17 protein-coding genes and 1 pseudogene are annotated in these 18,688 nt (G+C 60.4%); 4 read left to right on the top strand and 14 right to left on the bottom strand.

The annotated features are described in order from the left end of the window. Positions 1-37: 37 nt before the first annotated feature. On the top strand, positions 38-1,030 hold the full coding sequence (locus tag N4R57_03220) for a TraB/GumN family protein (protein UYV38123.1): 993 nt from the start codon (positions 38-40) through the stop codon (positions 1,028-1,030). Between the two features lie 164 nt (positions 1,031-1,194). Further along, on the top strand, positions 1,195-2,076 hold the full coding sequence (locus N4R57_03215) for an alpha/beta hydrolase (protein ID UYV38122.1): 882 nt from the start codon (positions 1,195-1,197) through the stop codon (positions 2,074-2,076). Between the two features lie 185 nt (positions 2,077-2,261). Here N4R57_03215 and N4R57_03210 read toward each other — a convergent pair whose 3' ends face one another. The 8 genes from N4R57_03210 to N4R57_03175 all read right to left on the bottom strand — a co-directional run bounded on the left by N4R57_03210 (position 2,262) and on the right by N4R57_03175 (position 10,694). Continuing rightward, a complete protein-coding gene (locus N4R57_03210; protein ID UYV38121.1) occupies positions 2,262-3,533 on the bottom strand; it encodes a flavin-dependent oxidoreductase in 1,272 nt (423 codons plus the stop codon). Between the two features lie 86 nt (positions 3,534-3,619). Further along, entirely contained in the window at positions 3,620-4,285 is a 666-nt protein-coding gene (locus tag N4R57_03205; protein ID UYV38120.1) for a DUF2161 family putative PD-(D/E)XK-type phosphodiesterase, read from the bottom strand. Positions 4,286-4,401: 116 nt separating this feature from the next. After that, entirely contained in the window at positions 4,402-6,045 is a 1,644-nt protein-coding gene (locus N4R57_03200; GenBank protein ID UYV38119.1) for an acyl--CoA ligase, read from the bottom strand. Beyond that, complete coding sequence (locus N4R57_03195; GenBank protein ID UYV38118.1) at positions 6,042-6,821, bottom strand: enoyl-CoA hydratase/isomerase family protein; 780 nt, start codon at positions 6,819-6,821, stop codon at positions 6,042-6,044. Before N4R57_03195 ends, N4R57_03200 begins: the two co-directional genes overlap by 4 nt. Before the next feature lie 31 nt (positions 6,822-6,852). Next, a complete protein-coding gene (locus tag N4R57_03190; protein ID UYV38117.1) occupies positions 6,853-7,647 on the bottom strand; it encodes an ABC transporter permease in 795 nt (264 codons plus the stop codon). Further along, the gene (locus N4R57_03185; protein UYV38116.1) at positions 7,647-8,450 is read right to left on the bottom strand and encodes an ABC transporter permease; all 804 of its coding nucleotides are present in this window, start codon (positions 8,448-8,450) and stop codon (positions 7,647-7,649) included. The genes N4R57_03190 and N4R57_03185 overlap by 1 nt, the downstream gene beginning before the upstream one ends. A 99-nt stretch (positions 8,451-8,549) precedes the next feature. Continuing rightward, positions 8,550-9,608: an ABC transporter substrate-binding protein gene (locus N4R57_03180; protein UYV38115.1), complete on the bottom strand. Its 1,059-nt coding sequence runs from the start codon at positions 9,606-9,608 to the stop codon at positions 8,550-8,552. 30 nt (positions 9,609-9,638) lie between these two features. Further along, positions 9,639-10,694 (bottom strand): ABC transporter ATP-binding protein, encoded by a 1,056-nt coding sequence (locus N4R57_03175; GenBank protein ID UYV38114.1) that lies wholly within the window; start codon positions 10,692-10,694, stop codon positions 9,639-9,641. Positions 10,695-10,714: 20 nt separating this feature from the next. On the opposite strand from N4R57_03175, the gene N4R57_03170 reads away from it, so the two are divergent. Both N4R57_03170 and N4R57_03165 read left to right on the top strand, forming a co-directional pair. Further along, positions 10,715-11,290 (top strand): TetR/AcrR family transcriptional regulator, encoded by a 576-nt coding sequence (locus tag N4R57_03170; protein UYV38113.1) that lies wholly within the window; start codon positions 10,715-10,717, stop codon positions 11,288-11,290. Next, a complete protein-coding gene (locus N4R57_03165) occupies positions 11,263-11,520 on the top strand; it encodes a hypothetical protein (protein UYV38112.1) in 258 nt (85 codons plus the stop codon). The genes N4R57_03170 and N4R57_03165 overlap by 28 nt, the downstream gene beginning before the upstream one ends. On the opposite strand, the gene N4R57_03160 is transcribed toward N4R57_03165, so the two are convergent. The 6 genes and pseudogenes from N4R57_03160 to N4R57_03135 form a co-directional block, all read right to left on the bottom strand. Beyond that, a complete protein-coding gene (locus N4R57_03160) occupies positions 11,517-14,012 on the bottom strand; it encodes an SDR family oxidoreductase (GenBank protein UYV38111.1) in 2,496 nt (831 codons plus the stop codon). The two genes, N4R57_03165 and N4R57_03160, sit on opposite strands and share 4 nt — an antisense overlap. After that, entirely contained in the window at positions 14,005-14,739 is a 735-nt protein-coding gene (locus tag N4R57_03155; protein ID UYV38110.1) for an SDR family oxidoreductase, read from the bottom strand. Before N4R57_03155 ends, N4R57_03160 begins: the two co-directional genes overlap by 8 nt. 97 nt (positions 14,740-14,836) lie before the next feature. Next, positions 14,837-15,973: a C4-dicarboxylate TRAP transporter substrate-binding protein gene (locus tag N4R57_03150; protein UYV38109.1), complete on the bottom strand. Its 1,137-nt coding sequence runs from the start codon at positions 15,971-15,973 to the stop codon at positions 14,837-14,839. A 20-nt stretch (positions 15,974-15,993) separates the two neighbouring features. After that, positions 15,994-17,300, bottom strand: a pseudogene (locus N4R57_03145) (TRAP transporter large permease). After that, positions 17,300-17,839 carry a TRAP transporter small permease gene (locus N4R57_03140; GenBank protein ID UYV38108.1) on the bottom strand — a complete coding sequence of 180 codons (540 nt, stop codon included), beginning with the start codon at positions 17,837-17,839 and terminating at the stop codon, positions 17,300-17,302. Before N4R57_03140 ends, N4R57_03145 begins: the two are co-directional and overlap by 1 nt. Beyond that, the gene (locus N4R57_03135) at positions 17,836-18,591 is read right to left on the bottom strand and encodes an SDR family oxidoreductase (protein UYV38107.1); all 756 of its coding nucleotides are present in this window, start codon (positions 18,589-18,591) and stop codon (positions 17,836-17,838) included. Before N4R57_03135 ends, N4R57_03140 begins: the two co-directional genes overlap by 4 nt. Positions 18,592-18,688: the final 97 nt, after the last annotated feature.

Genomic DNA, 18,688 nt, shown 5'->3' with positions numbered 1-18,688 from the left:
CGCCGCGACATTTATCCCGCGAAAGGCCCGACCACAGATGCCGCTTTCCCGTTTTCTCACCGTTGCGTTCCTGTTCCTTGCCGCGCCGCTCCATGCGTTTGACTGCGGCGGCAGCAATCTCATGCCAACGCTTTCGCCCGACAAACGCGCCGCGCTCGAGGCCCGCGCGGCGGCGGCCCCCTATCCGACCGGCCTGTTCTGGCAGGCCACGCGCGGCGATACGAAGATCACCATTTTCGGCACCTACCACTTCTTTCACGCCAAAACCAAAGAGCAGGTCTCCGCGCTTTTGCCCCATGCCCGCGCCGCTGATGTGATCTATTTCGAAATGTCGCACCGCGACACGAAACGCTTCGAAAAACAGAGCCAAACCGACCCGACGCTCATGTTCATCACCTCCGGCCCGACCATCCCCGAAATGCTCGACGAGGCCGACTGGCAACGCCTGCGCACCCTTATGGCCGAACGCGGCATTCCATCCTTCATGGCGGCCAAGTTCAAACCGATCTTCATCTCGATGATGCTCGGCAGCAGCCCTTGCGACCTGCGCCAGCAAATGTCAGGGATCGCCGGGATCGACGAACGCCTCGCCGCACAGCTCGACGCAGACGGCCTCGACACCCGCTCGATTGAGGACACAAGCACCGTCGTCAAACTGCTCGACGGTTTCACCCGCGAAGAACAGATCGCTATGATCAAGCTGTCGCTCGACTTGCCCCAAGACCCCGATGACCTGCAAACCACCCTGCTCGACCTCTATTTTGCCGAAAACATCTCCTTGCTGTGGGAGTTTGGCCGGATGCTGATGCTTGAACATGGCGGCCCGACGGCGCAGGCCGATTTTGACAAATTCGAACGCATGTTCCTGACTGATCGCAACACCGGTTGGGCCGAATTGCTCGACACGCAAACCGCCGGAAAATCCGTTTTCGTTGCCGTCGGCGCGGGGCATTTGCCGGGCAAAATCGGCCTGCTGCACATGCTTGAAACCCGCGGCTTTGCCATCAAACGCCTACAGCTTTCCGAGTGACCGGCCAGTGTTTGACAGCGCAGCCTTTACCCCTCTTTGGCCAGGCCCATTGCCGCGAATGCCCCGAACCGTCCGGCGGCGGATGAGGCGCCTTTACGCTGCTGCCCGCCCCTGACAGTGCCCTGACAGCCCCCCTTAAAATCACTCCCGCGAAAGCAAACACAATGCAAATCACCGCCAACGGCATCACCCTCGACGTCCAAGATCACGGTCCTCAAGACGCCCCCGCCCTGATCCTCATTCGCGGGCTCGGCACCCAACGCATCCATTGGCCCGAGAATTTCATCCAAGGCTTCGTGCGCGCGGGCTTTCGCACCATCACCTTTGATAACCGCGACATCGGCCTCTCGTCTCGCTGCCCCGCCCCCGGCGTGCCGGGCGACGCGGACGAAATCACGCGCCTTGTGACAGCCGGACAGGACGTCCCGCCCGCCTATACGCTTGATGATATGGCCCGCGACGTGGTTGGCCTGATGGACGCGTTACAGGTCGCGCGCGCGCATATCTTTGGCATCTCCATGGGCGGTGCAATCGCGCAAATCCTTGCGCTCAACCACCCCGACCGGCTGCTGACGGACACCATCGTCATGACCGCCTGCCGCCCCTTGGTCGAGCGCGCCCATGCCGCCACGATCCTGCCCCGGCTGCTCACCTATCCCGAAACGCTGGAACAGGCCCAAGACAACTGGGTCGCCGGTCACGCCTCCTTCGGCTCTCCCGGCTTTCCCATGCCCGAAGCCGACATCCGCGCCGAAGCCCGCCGCGCCCATGCGCGCAGCTCGGACGCGGCAGGCGTCAATCGCCAACTCCTCGCCACCATGGCCGCAGGCGACCGCCGCCCGATGCTGGGCCGCGTCACCACGCCCTGCCTCGTGATCCACGGGATCGACGACACATTGATCCCGGTCGAATTTGGCGAAGAAATCGCCGCCCATATCCCCGAAAGCGAGTATCAGGCGATCAAAGGCATGGGCCACATCATCACCCCGCTGCTCGCCCCGCAGATCGTGTCTCTCGTCGCGGATTTCATCAAACGGCGCGGATAACGCGCTGAACTGGGTCAGCGCTTGCCCTTGGGGGCGCTCCTACCGCTGGTGCCGGGCACTTTATCTAGCCGACACATCCTGCGCTATGTAGGTCAAACTGCCTTCGCCAAAGCACCAGCCCGCCGGAACGGCCAGGCGCTGGCCCGGCGGCCTCAGCCACGTCAACATCCCGATCAGCTTATGCACTAAACCCGCGCACCTTCCGCAATCGTGCGCTCCGCGCCATTCAGCTTCTCAATCGCAAACCCCGCCGCCGCCTTATAGCCTGCCATAAACGCCGCCCGTTCCTCGGCGGGAACCACATCGTCAATCTGCTCAAACACCCCGCCACAGCGCTCATCCACCATGTTGAGCAACCCGAACGGCCCCGCCCCGCGATTGCGCAGGATCAACGCCGACACCGGCTCACAAAGCGCTGCGTCAAACGCTGCCAAGGCCGCTTGGCCCACACCGTGCTTCAGCATCTCGGCCCCGATCACCCGCGCATCGACAATCGCCTGACTGGCCCCGTTCGACCCGGTCGGATACATCGCATGCGCCGCATCCCCCATCAGCGCCACGCGCCCCTCGACCCATGTCGGCACGGGGTCGCGGTCAATCATCGGGTTCTCGTACACGGCCCCCGCGCCGCGGATCAACGCAGGCACATTCAGCCAATCGTAATTCCACCCCTCGAAATGCGGCAACACATCCGTGATCTCGGCCTCGCGAAACCACCCTGTCTTGCGCTCATCCGGGTCATCATAAGTGACCTCCGCGATCCAGTTGATATCGGCCAGCCCGTCCTCGCCCACATGGCTGATCGGGTAAATCACCATCCGCTGGCGGTGCGTGCCCAACCCGATAAAGGACGAGCCCGTGCGCACCGGCTTGGCCCGCGTCGTGCCGCGCCACATCAATGCACCGCCCCAATGGATCGGCGGTTGTTCGGGATGCATCTGCGCACGCACATTCGAATGAATGCCATCCGCCCCGATCAACAACGTGCCGCGCTCGCGCCGCACGGCCCCATCGGCGCCCTCGACAATCGCGCTGACACCATCCGCGTCCTGTTCATAGCCCGTCACCCGCGCCCCGGTCACAATCGCGCCCTCTCCGGCCCGCGATCGCAATTCATCCGCCAGCAGCATGTGAAACTTGCCGCGATGCGCCGCATATTGTGGCCAGCGATACCCCGCCTCAAGCCCCCGCGCCTCGGCGTAAATCTCCTGACCACCCTGCCCGACCAAGGCCCATTCCAAAGCCGGCAATCCCACCTTGTCCAACGCCTCGGCCCCGATCCCCAGATCAAAAAGCTCGCGCACAGCATTGGGTTGCAGGTTGATCCCCACGCCCAGCGGGCGCAATTCGCGCACCGCCTCAAACACCACCGCCTTCACCCCGATCTGATGCAGCGTCAGGGCAAGGGTCAGCCCGCCAATCCCACCGCCCGCAATCAACACCTTCGCATCGCTCATCTGCGTCGCCTTTCGCTCAATCCACTGGCCCGATTTCACTGGCCTTAATCCACTGGCCTCATTTCACGGGCCTCAATCCACCGGCCTCACTCCACGGCCCCAGCACAAACCGCGCGCCCCGCCGGGCTCAGCGTATAAACACCCGTCGCAACCTTTTCAAACCAGCCATAATGGTTGTCCCGCATCATCGCCGTCGCGCGTTCCACACCGGTCGCCTTGGCCACCACAGCCCCCTTGCTCGGCCCCTGCTCCATCAGGAAAACGGCGCATTTCTCGGCCCCCTGCCGATAGGCGGTGACAATCGTCTCGCGTTTCATCCCGCCAAGGTTCGGATCGCCCTCGCGCCCGGCAAATTCCTTGAGCAATGCTGCGCGGCGCCGCTTGGACTTGCGCGGCTGAAACGGCACCGGATCGCAATGCGCCTTGACCTCGCCCGTGTCGAGCTTGACCGACAAGACCCCAACACCCAGCCGCTTGCACAGCCCCACATTCCCCTTAAACGTCCGCCACGCCGCTTTCCCCTTCCAGCGCGGCACAGCAACGTAGACGCAATCGCTCACCGCTTGACGCGCCACCGCCTGCTGCAACAGGGTCAGCGAAAAGCCGGTCTTAAGCTCAACGATCAACGGCTCCCGCCCCTCGCAGAGCGCCACCACATCCGCCGCACCCACCTCTCCCTTCACCTCGAAACCCATGGCTTCGAGATAGGCTTTGACGGGTGGATAAAGATCGGTTTCCTGCGGCCTGCTCATGCAGGCACGTTAGCGTCAATTTGTGGGGCTGTGAATCCTCTGCCGCAAGTTTGCCTGCACCCGCTCGGCTTTGACCGGTCTTGACCGGCTTCAACCAACAAGCGGGTGCAGTCAGATCACGACGCCGGAAGCAACGCCTTCAATCGCGGCTCCGCCACCGTCGCCTCTTGCAAGGTATCGACCACGTCGCCCGCAATATGCTCAATCGCGATCCGCGACTTGGCAATCTTGTTTGATGCCGTGCGTGGGAATTCATCAACAAAACCAATGTATCGCGGGCGCTTGAACGCCGCCAATATCTTGGAATGTGCTGATACTTCTGCCGCGCCGAACTCTTCCGGGGAAACCCCTTCGGTGCGCTTCACAAGAACCATCACCTCTTCCTTGCGCAAATCATCCGCAACGCCAATGACCGCCGCCTCCGAAATCTGCGGCGCATCGCGCATCGCCGCTTCCACTTCGCTGGCCGAAATATTCTCGCCCGAGCGTTTGATCATGTCCTTCAAACGCCCGACAATACGATGAAACCCCTCGGCATCCTTGATGAACAAATCGCCCGACCGGAACCAATCACCGTCAAACGCTGCTTGGTTCGCCTCTGGCCGCCGGTAATAGCCAAGCATGATCGCGTCGCCACGAATTTGCAGCTCTCCGGGCTCACCCGGCGCACATTCGCGGCCCGCTTCGTCAACCACACGCGTCTCGCGACCCGGCGCAACAACACCGCATATGTTCTGCTCAAGCTTTTCGCCGCTGGCCTCGGGGCATATCATCGCCAGACCAACTTCGGTCATGCCAAAGGCATCCCGGCAGATCGCGTCAAAACGCACCTCTGCCTCGGCCCGCGCAGACGGGCGCCAACCAAAGGTCTGGATGTATTTCAGCGGCAAGTCCCGATCCTCGGGGCGCGCCTCGACCAGCTTCATGATCGGCTCGGGCATCATGCAATAATCAATCTGGTTGTCGCCTATCCAGTCCAGAAATTTGCTTAGACTCATCTTTGACGCCACCACGGCGGTCCCGCCCATTTCCATCGCCGCCAGCAAAGTCCACTGACCGTCCATATAGAAAAAAGGTGCCCAGATAAGCATGCGCGCGCAGCCGTGATCCTGCAGGTTCACCCCGATGATACCGGCCAGTTTAAGCCAGTAATTTTGGGTCAACATGCACCCTTTGGGAAACCCCGTGGTGCCTGAGGTGTATTGCAAATTCGCCAAATCGGTGCCGGCAACCGTGTATCCGGGGTCAAACACATCCAAATCACCGCCAACCTCAAGCGCACCAAGGTGCTCGCGCCGCACCACATGCGGATCGCCAAGACACTCAGGCCGCTCTTTCATATCCTCCAGTCGCGACAGGAAAACCTCGTCGATGATAAGCGTTTGCGCATCAGATTGGTTCAGGATGTAATCCAGCTCCTTGCCCTGATAGGCGGTGTTCACCGGCACAATGATCGCGCCGATTTTCTGAATGGCGAACCACACCAACGCAGACGCCGGCCCGTGGTTGAGCATCACCGCGATATGGGTGCCCTTGCGATACCCCAGCGCCAGCAAATTCGCCGCCACCCGGTTAGAGCGACGGTGCAATGCCTCATAACTCAGCTGCTCACCCAGCTGAAAATAGTCCAAGGCAATCGCCGCGCCAAACCGTTCGGCCTGACGCGCCGCAAAATCGTTGATGTTGCAAACCGGAGCCTCAATCGCAAGCTTCTCGGCAAGGCGGGCAACCTCGTCCAATCCGGGATGAAGAGCCGTCATTCTCCCTTACCTTTCGTAAGCGGTAGGTCCCGTGGCTGCACGCTCCGCGCCAGCCGGTACATATGCATTGCCAGCGCCATGCTGTCGGCACGGCTCATATCTTGGCTGCGTTGATAGGTTTCCATCTCGACACGCACGGACATCGGCGGATGCGACGCGATCTGGCGCGCCGCTGCCATTGCCGTTTCCATAAGCGCATCCGCGTCCACAACCTCGTTAATCAACGACAGTTCCTCGGCCCGCTCGGCGCTGAAAATCTTGCCCAGCAACAGTATTTCCATCGCCGCCGCATGCGGGATCTGCTTGCCAAGGCTCAACATGCCACCGGCGCCGCCCATGCCATAGGCAATCTCTGGCAGCCCGAATTGCGCCGTCTTCGACGCGTATCTGATATCGGTCAGCATCGACATGTAAAGGAACCCCTGCCCAAGACAGTATCCGTTGATCGCCCCGACAATCGGCTTGTGCCGCGGCATCGTCAAAAGCTCTGCCTCCCACCCCGGATACTCGGCCGTCTCAAACGCGCGCGATGGTGTCAGATGGCGCTCGACCACCTCTTCGCGCGTGCGCATGGGACGCTCGGTTTTGATATCATCCCCGGCGCTGAACGCCCGCTCCCCCGATCCGGTCAGAACACCACAGCGAATATCGCGGTCCGCCGTAAAGTCCTGAAGGATTTCAAACAACCGCTTGTGATCATCCGGCGTCAGCACGTTCAGCGGCGGATTATCAAACGTCATAACGGCGATGTCGCCCTGCTTTTCGTAACGTATCATTGGTACTTCCTTATTCTAAATTTAGCGGTATCTATTCGGCGTCTCTCTTCACGGCCTTGCGGCGCAGCAACTCGGCGGTGGTCATTGCAATCGTCGTCACACCTACGAAAAACACGCTCACGGCGGCGATGGTCGGATTGATTTCAAAGCGCAGATCGCTCCAGATCCGCATCGGTAATGTCTCGGCGCTGCTCATCAGGAACCACGAGATGATCAGCTCGTCGAAACTGATGAAGAATGCGAAAATCGAGGCAGAAAGCACCGCCGGCATCAACGGCGGCAGCGTCGCATGCACAAAGGCCCGCACCGGCCCCGCCCCCATAACCCGCGCCGCCCGTTCAAGCGTCGGGTCAAGCTGGCGATAGGCGGCACCGACAATCAACACCACAAACGGCAGGGCAATCGCCGCATGCGCCGCAACCAGCGTCAGCTCGCGGTCCGACACCCCGGTGCGCACCGCTAGGATGAACACCCCCAGCGCGACGATGACATTTGGCACAATCGCCGGGGCCACGAATATCGCCGTCAAAAGCCCCTTGCCCTTGGCGGGTCCGCGCCCCATTCCGATGGTCACCAGAACCCCAATCGCCGTCGCCAACACGCTCGCCCCAAGCCCGACCCGCAGCGACCTGAACGTCGCATCAAGCCAGACCGGATCGGTAAAGTAATACCGATACCAACGCAGGCTCAGCCCATCGGGTGGAAACCGCATGAACTGACTGTCCGAGAACGAAATCGGCGTCACGATCAGAATGGGGAAAAACAAAAAGACGACGACAAGAAAGTAATGCAGCCGCAAGAGCACGGCAGAGCTGAAGAACGACATCACCGGGCCTCCCTCTCATGATGAATGAAGCGCGCCGACACCAGCCGCACCACCAGCATGATGACCAGCACCGCCAGCAGCATGATGATCGCCATCGCGGCGGCAAATCCCCAGTTGGTCTGCGTCACCTGCCGGCTGATCAAATTCGCCAACAACACGTCCTTGCGCCCGCCAATCAACGCCGGGACGATGAAAAACCCGACACTCAGGATAAAGACGATCAACGTGCTGGTCACCGCCCCCTCGGCCGACAGCGGCAGGAAAACCTCGCGAAACGCCCGCCGCGGGCTCGCCCCCATGGTGCGCGCGGCGCGCAACAGCGACTGGTCGATCTCGGTCATCGACGACACGCAGGTCACGATCAGAATGGGCAGCATGATCTGGATCATCGCGACATAAACCGCGCCGGTGGTGAAGAGCATCTGAACAGGTGCGTCAATGAAACCGATGAACAACAGCATCTGGTTGATGATGCCCTCCTGCCCCAACACCACCATCCACGAATAGGTCCGCGCAAGGATCGACATCCACATCGGAACAAGGATCACAAACAAAAGAAACGGGCGGCTTCGCGGTGGCTGCCTGACAATGAAATACGCAACCGGATAACCGATCAGCAAACAGCTGAACGCGACAATCCCCGACAGGCTAAGCGTATTCCACAGAATCTTCAGATACGGCCCGCGCGTAAAGAACCGCTCAAAATGATCCAGCGCGAAGCTCGGATCAAACAAACTGATCTGAAAGACAAACCCAACAGGCAAAACGAACAGGCAAATCACCAGCAGCAGGCCCGGAAGCATTATCCATCTATTCATCGCGTTTCACTCTGTTCCGGTAAATCAAGCAAAGAGAGCGCGCACGGCCGTTTTCAGCCGTGCGCAGGGTGGCACATGGCCGTCTTATTCGAGCAGCCACTCTTCCCACCGCTCACGAAGCGCGTCGACATTCTGCTCCCAGAATTTCGCGTTCACGACGAACTGCTGGCTCATGTTGTCGGGATGCGTTGGCATGGATTTGCCAACCTCCGGATCAATATGATCGTAAAGCCCCTTGGTCATGCCCGGATAAGGCAGGATCGACGCGAACTTCGCCGCGCGTTTCGGGTCGGTCACCATGAAGCTGATGTATTTCTTACCCGCTTCGACCATTTTCGACCCCTTGATGACCACCACATAGGTCGGCTTCAACGCGCCCCCGGCCCAGACAATCGCGGCCGGTGTGCCGTCACTGGCCAGCTTGGTAATCCGCCCGTTCCATGCCGTGGTGTAAACAACTTCCCCATCCGACAGCATCTGAACCGGCTGCGCCCCGGCGGTCCACCAGGCCACAACATGCGGCTTGATCTCGTCCAGCTTGGCAAAGGCGCGGTCCTGCCCTTCTGGCGTCGCCAGAACCTTGTAAAGGTCGTCTCGCGCAACCCCATCCGCCAGCAAGGCGAATTCCAGATTTTCGATCACCGAATTCTGCAACGCCCGCCCACCGGGGAACTTCTCAACATTCCAGAAATCGGCCCAGCCCGTCATCGACTGCCCGTCCGGCTGCTTGTCGGTGCGCACGGCAATGATGGTGGAATAGGTCGCCGCGATCCCCGCGTCAGGCAACCTGCCTGCCTCTGGCACCATATTGTTGGGGTCCATCTTGTCCCAATCCAGCGGCTCAAGCCAACCATTCGCCGAGGCAATGGCATAATCCACCGGCGGAAGCTCCGCCGCATCCCAGGTCACGCGCCCCGCCACCATCATCGCCTTGATCGCCGAGGCCCGGTCCGATGTCGCCAGCCCATCAACCTTGACCCCGGTCTCTGCGGTGAACGGATCGTCAAACACCTCTTTCCACACTTCGGCAAGCCCGCCGCCTGATCCGGCCCACACCAGCGTATCTTCGGCCATCGCCGTTCCGGCTCCGACACCGGCCACCGCAACGCTCGCCGCGGCCAAAAGTTTGGCAAATCTCTTCATTGGTATCTCCTTGTTAATGTTTTTTTATTTTCATTCATCGAACAACATCGCCGGGGCAGTGCGCGCAAAACTCACAACTGCCGCCTCCCCCAACGCCAATATTTTGTCTTCTGAATCGCGTGATTTTCGAACTTCGATTTTCGCGCCGCTCGCCAGCCGCACGACCGAAACCACAGACGCGCCAAAGAACGCGACATCCTCGATTGTTCCGTTCAGAGCGACGCTCCCGGCGTCCACATTGCCACCAAGCTGAATCCGCTCCGGGCGCAGGCTGATTGCCGTGGCCCCCTCCGGCACAGGGTCAAGCGTGACCCCAAGGTCCGGCACATCCGCGGCACCCGATACCGTATGCCTGACATCAAAAACGTTCGACTGACCGACAAAATCCGCAATGAACCGCGTGCGCGGCGCATCATAGAGCGTGAGCGGCGTATCGACTTGGGCAATCCGCCCATTGGACAATACAGCCACCCTGTCCGACAGGGTCAGCGCCTCGGTCTGGTCATGGGTTACAAAAACAACCGTCGTGCCGATCTCGCGGTGAATGCGGCGTATTTCACCCTGAAGCTCTTCGCGAAGCTTGAGGTCGAGCGCAGACAGACACTCATCCATCAACAACACCGGCGGTTCCGCCACAACCGCCCGCGCCAAAGCCACGCGCTGTCGCTGCCCGCCTGAAAGCGCCGCAGGCTTGCGCTCGGCAAACGCCTCCAGCCGCACCATTTCAAGCGCGGCCTCTACCCTGCGCTTGATCTCGGCGCTGGCAACCCGCCGCATCCTGAGCGGAAACGAGACATTTTCGAACACATTCATATGCGGAAAAAGCGCGAAATTCTGGAACACCATCCCGACATTGCGGTTTTCCGATGGGACACCGTTCACAACGGTGCCGTCGATCGACACGTCCCCCGATGTCGGATCAAGAAACCCGGCAAGTATATTCAGCGCGGTTGACTTGCCCGACCCCGAAGCCCCGAGCAAAGTGACAAACTCTCCAGGCGCGATTTGAAGACTGAAATCCTCAAGTGCGCGAACAGAGCCGAAGGTTTTGGATACGTTCTGAAACTGAACCTGCGATCCGATCACTATGCGATATTCCTCATTTTATGACGATGCGTCCATTTATGACAATCTGTCCATTTTTTGCACCGTTGACTAAATTGGACGGTATGTCAATAAAGCAAATTATGAACAGTCAAACCGCCCCGCTTCCCATAGATGACCCAGAGCTTTCGGGCTTCAATGTGGCCGACGTGCTTGAGGCGCGCGCCATTCGGATGGAGAGCCATCGCAAACGCGTGCGCACCCGCGCCAAGCTCCTTGCCGTTGCCGCCCGCGAGCTTGAAAAGGTCGGCTACGAGGCCCTCACGGTTGAAGCCATCACAAGCCGGGCCGGCATCGTGCGAGCGACGTTTTACCTTTATTTTAAGAGCAAATGTGACATCGTCAGCGCGGTTATACGAATGTACTGGGCCTTGATGTATGCCCGCCTCCCCCGCGGGCGGGGGCGCTTTTCATTCGCTCAATCAATCCATCGCAGCAATGCCTATATGGTCAATCTGTCGTCAGAAAATTCAAACCTCTTCGCCGCCAAAAACACGCTCCTGCGCGAAAATGATGCCATCGCCCGCCGCGCCTCTTCGATAAACGATAAATGGGCGATCTCATCCTGCGAATCATGATCGCGCGCGCCATCAATCCCTCCGCTCAGGACGACCCAAAGTTTCTTCGCACCAAAATCAGCGCGTTGATAAGCCTGTCCGACACGCTGCTGATCGACGTGCGCAGATTGCACGGCTGGACTCCCTCCGACGACCCCGTCGACAAAGAGATGGTCATCCGCCTGCTCGACGATCTCTGGCTCAGGGCAATCTGTATCGAACTCGACCCTGACGAGGCCACACACCACTAGCCCTTGGCGCGCACCGCCCCGGCAATGTGGTTCGCGGCGATATAGCCAAAGGTCAGCGCCGGCCCCAAGGTGATTCCCGGCCCCGGATACGAACCCGCCATGATCGAATTCATGTCATTCCCGGCGGCATAAAGCCCGCCAATCACCTCGCCTTGGGCGTTCACCACCTGCGCATTCTCGTTGGTGACAATCCCGATGCTCGTTCCAATATCGCCCGGATAAATCGCAAGCGCATAAAACGGTCCGTTCTCGATCGGTCGCAAACAGGGGTTGGGCGTGTTCTCGGGATCGCCAAGGTAGCGGTTGTAATCGCTGCTCCCCTTGCCGAACGCGCTATCCTCGCCGCGTGCCGCATCCCGGTTATAGGCCGCAACCGTCGCCTCCAGCGCCACCACCGGCACCGCCGCCTGAGCAGCCAATTCACCCAGACTATCGGCCCGCATCACATAGCCATTGCGCAAAAACGGCGACAACCGGCCCGGAAATGGCCGCACCGCGCCCAGCCCATAGCGCCGGATAAACCGATGGTCACAGATCAACCGGAACCCCTTGGCCCCGTTCTCCATCGCCGTCAGCATTCCGGCGACAAAATCGTGATACGATGCGCTCTCGTTGACAAAGCGTTCGCCGCTATCGGTCACAGCAATCACACCGGGCTTGGCCCGATCAAGGAACAGATGCGGAAACGGCACCTCGCTGCCGTCCGCACGTTTATAGCGCGACACAGGCGCCCAAAACGCCGGATGCATGTTGTTGTCGCCCCGCACCGCGCCAATATGCTCCGCCGCGCGCAAGCCATCCCCGGTATTGCCGTCCGGCGACATCGACCAATGCTTGCCCCCACGCGCATGCGTCATAACCTCGGCCCGCATCGCGTCATTCTGTGGAAACCCACCCGACGCAAGCACCACACCATGACGCGCGGCAATCTCGCACGGCGCCCCGTTCTGCGTTGCGCGCAAGCCACTGACACGGCCCTCCGCATCAAGGATCAAACCCTCAAAGGCGACCTCATAGTAAATCGGAATCCCAAGGTCATGCACCGTCTGTCCCAGCCGCGCAGCAAGCGCATTGCCCAGAACCGATCGCGTCCCGCGCCCGAACCGCAACAGATCCGCCATATGGCGCAGCACAACCTTGGTGGAATAGACAAACGCACCAAGCGAGCGGTGCATCTTGGGCAACATCCCCAGATCGGTCCGCCCCACCATCATGCCTTTAAGAACCGTAAACTCGGGGATCGGAGGCCGTAACCGCTTCAACGCCCCGCCCAACCGGCGTGCATCGTAATCAAGCGGGTCCATCACCCGCCCGCCAAGGCTGCCACCGGGCTGATCGGGGTGGTAATCCGGCCCCAACGCACGTGCGGCGAATTTCACTTCGGACTCGGCCTCAAGAAATGCCACCATCTCTGGCCCGTTGTCCAGAAACGCCTCGACCAGCGGCTCGCGTATGCGGTTGCCCATTTCACTGCGCAAATAGGTCATCGCCGCCTCGCGCGTGTCGGGCCGCCCAACAACTTCGGAATGCGGGTTGCGCGGCACCCAGACGGCCCCGCCCGACACCGCGGTCGAGCCGCCAAAATACGCCGTCTTCTCGATCAGCACCGGCGACAGCCCCAGCTTGTGCAACCGGATCGCCGCGCACATTCCGGCGGCCCCCGTTCCCACAATCACAACATCGGCGTCTTTCGGTAGGGCCGTCATCACGCCCCCCTCGCGCATCGGCGGCAAAAGCCGCCCGGTCAACCACCCGCCATCAACCTTGAGAACCTCTCCGGTGATAAACCCGGCCCGCGGACTCAGCAGGAAGGCAACCGCCTCGGCCACTTCTTCGGGCTGCCCGGCGCGCCCCATCGGGGTGCCCTCCAACATGGTGCGCTGGAAATACGCGCCCGTGTCGATGCGCTCACGCGTCAGCGGCGTTTCAATCAACCCCGGCGCAATGCCATTGATGCGAATGCCGTCCCGCGCAAATTCACAGGCCATTTGCACCGTCAAGGCGGCCACGCCCCCCTTGGTCATGGCATAAACCGAACTGCCGCCAACACCGGTCAACCCAAAGACCGACGCGATGTTCACAATCGCGCCGCCCCCGGCCCGCATCTTTGACACGGCGAGCTTTGACATGCGGAAAACCGAGGCCAAGTTGACATCCAGAAACCTCTGCAACGTGTCGTCATCGGTGTTCGCGATGCTCGGCGCCGCCGCAATGCCCGCGTTATTGACCAAAGCCACCCAAGGTTGGCCCGTTTCCTGCACCGCCTTGGCGATCTGCTCCGGCGCCGCCGGGTCTGCCACATCGCAAGCAACCCGCGCCAAAATCCGATCCCCGAACTCGGCATCGTTCAAGGCCTCCAAGGCCGCCGCATCGCGATCCGCCAACACAAGACCCGCCCCGCGCTCGGCCAGCAATCTCGCCGTCGCAAACCCGATCCCGCTCGCCGCGCCGGTGACAACGGCCACGCCCTCAAGGCGATCACTCTCAGACATTTCCACCTCCTACTGACCGGCCACCATCAACGACGATCACCTGACCGGTGATGTAATCCGTGCGCGGGTCCGATAGCATTGAAACAACATGGGCAATGTCTTCGGGCTGCCCAACCCGTCCAAGCGGTTGATAAGACGCAAGCTTTGCGCGCTCTTCCTCGTCCCAGCTCTTGAGAATATCGGTGTCGATCACCCCCGGCGCGATCGCGTTCACAAGGATGTTGTGCTCCGCCAACTCCAGCGACAGACACCGCGTCAGCGCAACAACCGCCCCCTTGGACGCCGCATAATGCGCCACATTCGGCCCGCCCAGAAACGAGCGTGACGAGATGTTGACGATCTTGCCGCCCCCCGTATCGCGCATGCTCAACCCGGCAAGGCGGCACAGCTCGAAAACCGCGACTGTGTTGATCTCATACATCTGCCGGAAGTCATCCCCGGTCAGCTCCAGCGCCGGTTTGGTCGAAAATATCCCGGCATTGTTCACCAAGGCATAAACCGCGCCCGCCCGCTCCAAAAGCCGGGCCCGATCTTCGCCATCGCTCAGATTGGCCACAACCGTCTCAACGTCCTGCGCAATGCTTTCGGCAGCCTTGTTCAGCCGCCCTTCGTCCATATCCGTCATCACGACACGAAAACCGTCCTCGGCCAGCCTGCGCGCCGTCGCCAGACCAATCCCACCGGCCGCGCCGGTGACGATAGCAGTCTTGCCTGCATCGCTTGTCATCTTGACCTACTCCAATTGGGGAATGGGGTTTGCGCCGCCTCGGCCGCGCCAAACTTTGATGTGCGCGGCCCCCGAAACCGGGCGCCGCGCCTGTGCATCATTCGGTGCCGAACGTCGCCACATCAATCTTGTCAAAGAGGTTCTCACGCAGCAGCGCCGCAACCACTTTTTCGTCGTGGCGATCAACGCCCTCAAGCAGCTTCTGCCACTTGTCGACATAGACACGGAACGCTTTATAAAGCTCCTCCGGGTTGTCGATCCCATGCGTCGACTTGGCGATCTCGGCCATGCCACCCACGCCGCCAGCAACCCATTGATCATAGGCCGTCTGAAGGCTCGCATCCGGTTCAATCAACTTGATTCCGGCTTCCTTGGCGTCCACCAAAGCGGCCTCGGCCTGCTTGTCATAGGAAATCTGCATCCGCGCCATGGCAAGAGCGGACTGGTTGAACAGCTCACGGCGCTGCTCTTCGCTCAACCCCTTCCAGAAGGTCGGGTTATAGGCATAGGTCACACCGGCATAGAACGGGCTCATCTTGAGCAACGTAACCGAGCTCGCCACCTCTTTGAGCGTCGCACCCGATGTCAAATGCGTTGCATCCGACGCCGTGCAATCAACCGACCCACGCTCAAACGCTGTATAGATTTCCGAGGATGGCACATTCACACCAACCACGCCGATCTCCTGACCGAAACGGGCCCAGCCGCCACCGGGCATGCGCACGCGCTTGCCCTTGATATCGTCCAGCGTCTTCACGTCTTCGCGGCAGATGAAGTAATAGATCGGGGTCGAATAGCTGCCCCCGAAAATCACCCCGTTTTTGCGCCAGTCGTTATAACCCTGCTCGTTGTTCATCATGAAATCGCCAAAGGCAAACGCCATGACAAAGGCGTCCGGCACTTCAAATCCCATATCCGCCAGCGCGTTCGACACCGGAAGATCCGACGGCGTATAGGTCGCCGTGTGGAACCCGACCTGCGCCAGCCCGTCCGCCGTGCCCTGCATCGTCGATTTCGCCGGAATAAGAGCGCCACCCACGAAAAGTTCGAAATCAATCTCGCCTTTGGTCGCCTCGCGCACCAGATCGGCCCAACCCTTGTGGCCTTCAATGGTGATGATGTGGTTCGGCTCAAGCCACGTCGACAGCATCTGCTGTGCGTTTGCGCCACTCGTCGCGAATGTGGCCGAAGCCGCAACCGCGGCACCGGCCGCTATTTGTTTAAGAAACGTCATGGGTAATCTCCTCTCCCTTGTTATTGCATGAGGCTTGGTAGCCACAGAACGATCGCTGGAAACGCGACCAGTATTGCGATGGTCAAAACATCCATCGCCATGAACCACAGGGCCCCACGGAAGATCGTCGGAAGCGCGACCGTCCCCCGCAAAGCCGAGTTGATCACGTAAACATTGAGCCCGACGGGCGGCGTAATCAGACCGATCTCCAACAGCTTGATCACGATGATGCCGAACCAGATCATGTTGACATCCGCCGCCGCCAACAGCGGCATCAGGATCGGCAGCGTCAAAAGCATCAACCCGATCGAGTCGATGAACATGCCCATCACGATGTAAATGATGGCGATCATCAGGATGAGCGTGATCGGATCGTCCCCGACCGACAGCATGCTCTCGGCCACGACCCGCGGCACACCGCTCAGCCCCATAAAGCTGGTAAACATGCTGGCACCCATCGCGATGATGAAAATCACCGATGTCCCGGCCGCCGCATCCTTGAGCGCCCCGCGCATCATATCCACGCCCAACCGGCCACGCGCCGCCGCAATCAAGATCGCGATAAACGCGCCAACTGCCCCGGCCTCGGTCGGCGTCATGATCCCAAGGAAAATTCCGCCAAGAACCCCAAGGATCAACAACGGCAAAGGCCATATCTCGCGCAGCGCCGCGCGAAACTCGGCCCGGTCGATCTTCTCTTCTGCGGGCGGCGCAAGGCTCGGGTTGAACTTGACCCGCACCACAATCATCAGCCCATAGATCACAGCCGACAAAACGCCCGGCAAAAACCCGGCCATAAACAACTGGCCCACCGATTGCTGGGTGAACACCCCGTACAGCACCATCAAGATCGACGGCGGAATAAGCGAACCAAGCGTCCCCGACGCCGCAACACAGCCGGTCGCCAGCGCCTTGTCATACCCCGCTTTGATCATCTCCGGCACGGCAATGCGTGACATCGCCGCCGATGTCGCCACCGACGATCCCGACGCCGCCGCAAACAACGCGCAGGCCCCCACCGTGGAACAGGCCAGCCCCCCGGCACCCGCGCAAGCATCACCCGCATCGCCTTGAACAAGCCGTTGGTCAGACCCGCGTGGCTGGCAATATATCCCATCAACAGGAACATCGGCACCGCGCTGAACGACCATGTGGCGATAAACTGATAAGGCACGGCCTTGACCAACCCCCACGCCGCAGTGCCATTGGTACAGGCCCAAATCCCCGCAAAACTCACCAGAGCAAGCACCAGCCCGATCGGCAGCCGCAAGGCAATAAGCGCCAGCACCGCCGCAAGGCCGGTGAACCCGATTTCTAAACGGTCCATCAGATATCTCCGCCTTCTGGATGGGTTTCAACAAGCGCGGCACTGGCAGCCCTGTCAAAGATCAGCTTCGCGAGATGGAAAAGACAGATCAGCGCGCCCAGCCCAAAGCTCAAAGGCAGGACAAATCGACTCGGCCAAACCACCACGGTCACCGGCCCCATGACCACCTCGCCGGTCGAAAACGATCGCATCGCATCGCCATAGGTGCTCCAGGCCAAACCGCCGTAAACCGCAGCACAGGTCAGCAGCACGAAACACATGCACGCAACCTTCACACGCCGGCTCATCATCATGTAAAAAAGGTCAACAGCCACCGATCCGCGCGCCAGCTCGACAAACGCAATCGGCAAGAAAACCGCGCCCACCATGTAGTAGTATGAAACCACCTCAAGCGTGCCCGGCACCGGCTGGTTGAAAACGTATTTCATGAACACGTCCAGCACCACATGCAGCATCATCACCAGCAACAGCAGGCCTGAGATGTCCATCAACCGGTTCGACAACCAGTCAAGAAAAGGGATGCGATAAAGCTGTTTCATTGCATTCTGTACCCGCCGTTCACGTCCAGAACGCCGCCGGTCATGTATGACGCGTCCTCGGACAGCAAAAAGGCGACCGCCCCCGCCACGTCCTCGGGCACACCGATCCGGCCCAGCGGAATATTCGCCGCCGCCGCCGCATCGTCCTTGTCCGCCAACGAAAGCCGCAGCATCGGCGCATCAATCAATCCCGGCGCAACCGCGTTGCAGGTGATCCCATCGCCCGCGCATTCACGCGCCACCGCTTTGGTCAGACCGATCACCCCGGATTTCGACGAAATATAAGACGACGAACTGCGATATCCGCCCAGCTGCGCCGCGCTTGATGTGAACGTCACAATGCGGCCATTGGATACAGAATTGCTTTTCCGGCGGCGCAAGAATTCCCGCACAGTCAGGAAAGTGCCGGTCAGATTGACCTCATGCGTCCGGCTCCACTCATCCAGCTCGGTCTCGACAAGCGGCGCACGTTCGCCGCCGTCTCGCAAGATCAAAATGCCCGCATTACAGACCACCCCGTCAAGCGCCCCGGCCTCTTCCGCGCGCTCAAATCCGGCAACAACCGCGGCCTCATCCGTCACGTCCATCTCGATCCCGAAATGCCCGGAGCCCGGCAATGACTCCGCCGCAGCAGACGCCTGCCCAAGGTCCAGATCCGCAATCACGACCTGCGCTCCATCATTGGCCAAACGGCGGGCAATACCTGTGCCGATGCCCCGCGCGCCACCCGTTATCAAATACCGTCGATCCATTGACAGCCCCCTCATCTGCCGTTCTAGATTGGATGCAATCTGATCTTTCTACCGCCATTGTCAAGCATTTATTTGGGGAATAGCCTCACTTTGGATA

The sequence above is a fragment of the Rhodobacteraceae bacterium D3-12 genome (assembly GCA_025916135.1).
Lineage (GTDB): Bacteria > Pseudomonadota > Alphaproteobacteria > Rhodobacterales > Rhodobacteraceae > JAKGBX01.
This window is presented reverse-complemented; position numbering and strand designations above follow the sequence as displayed.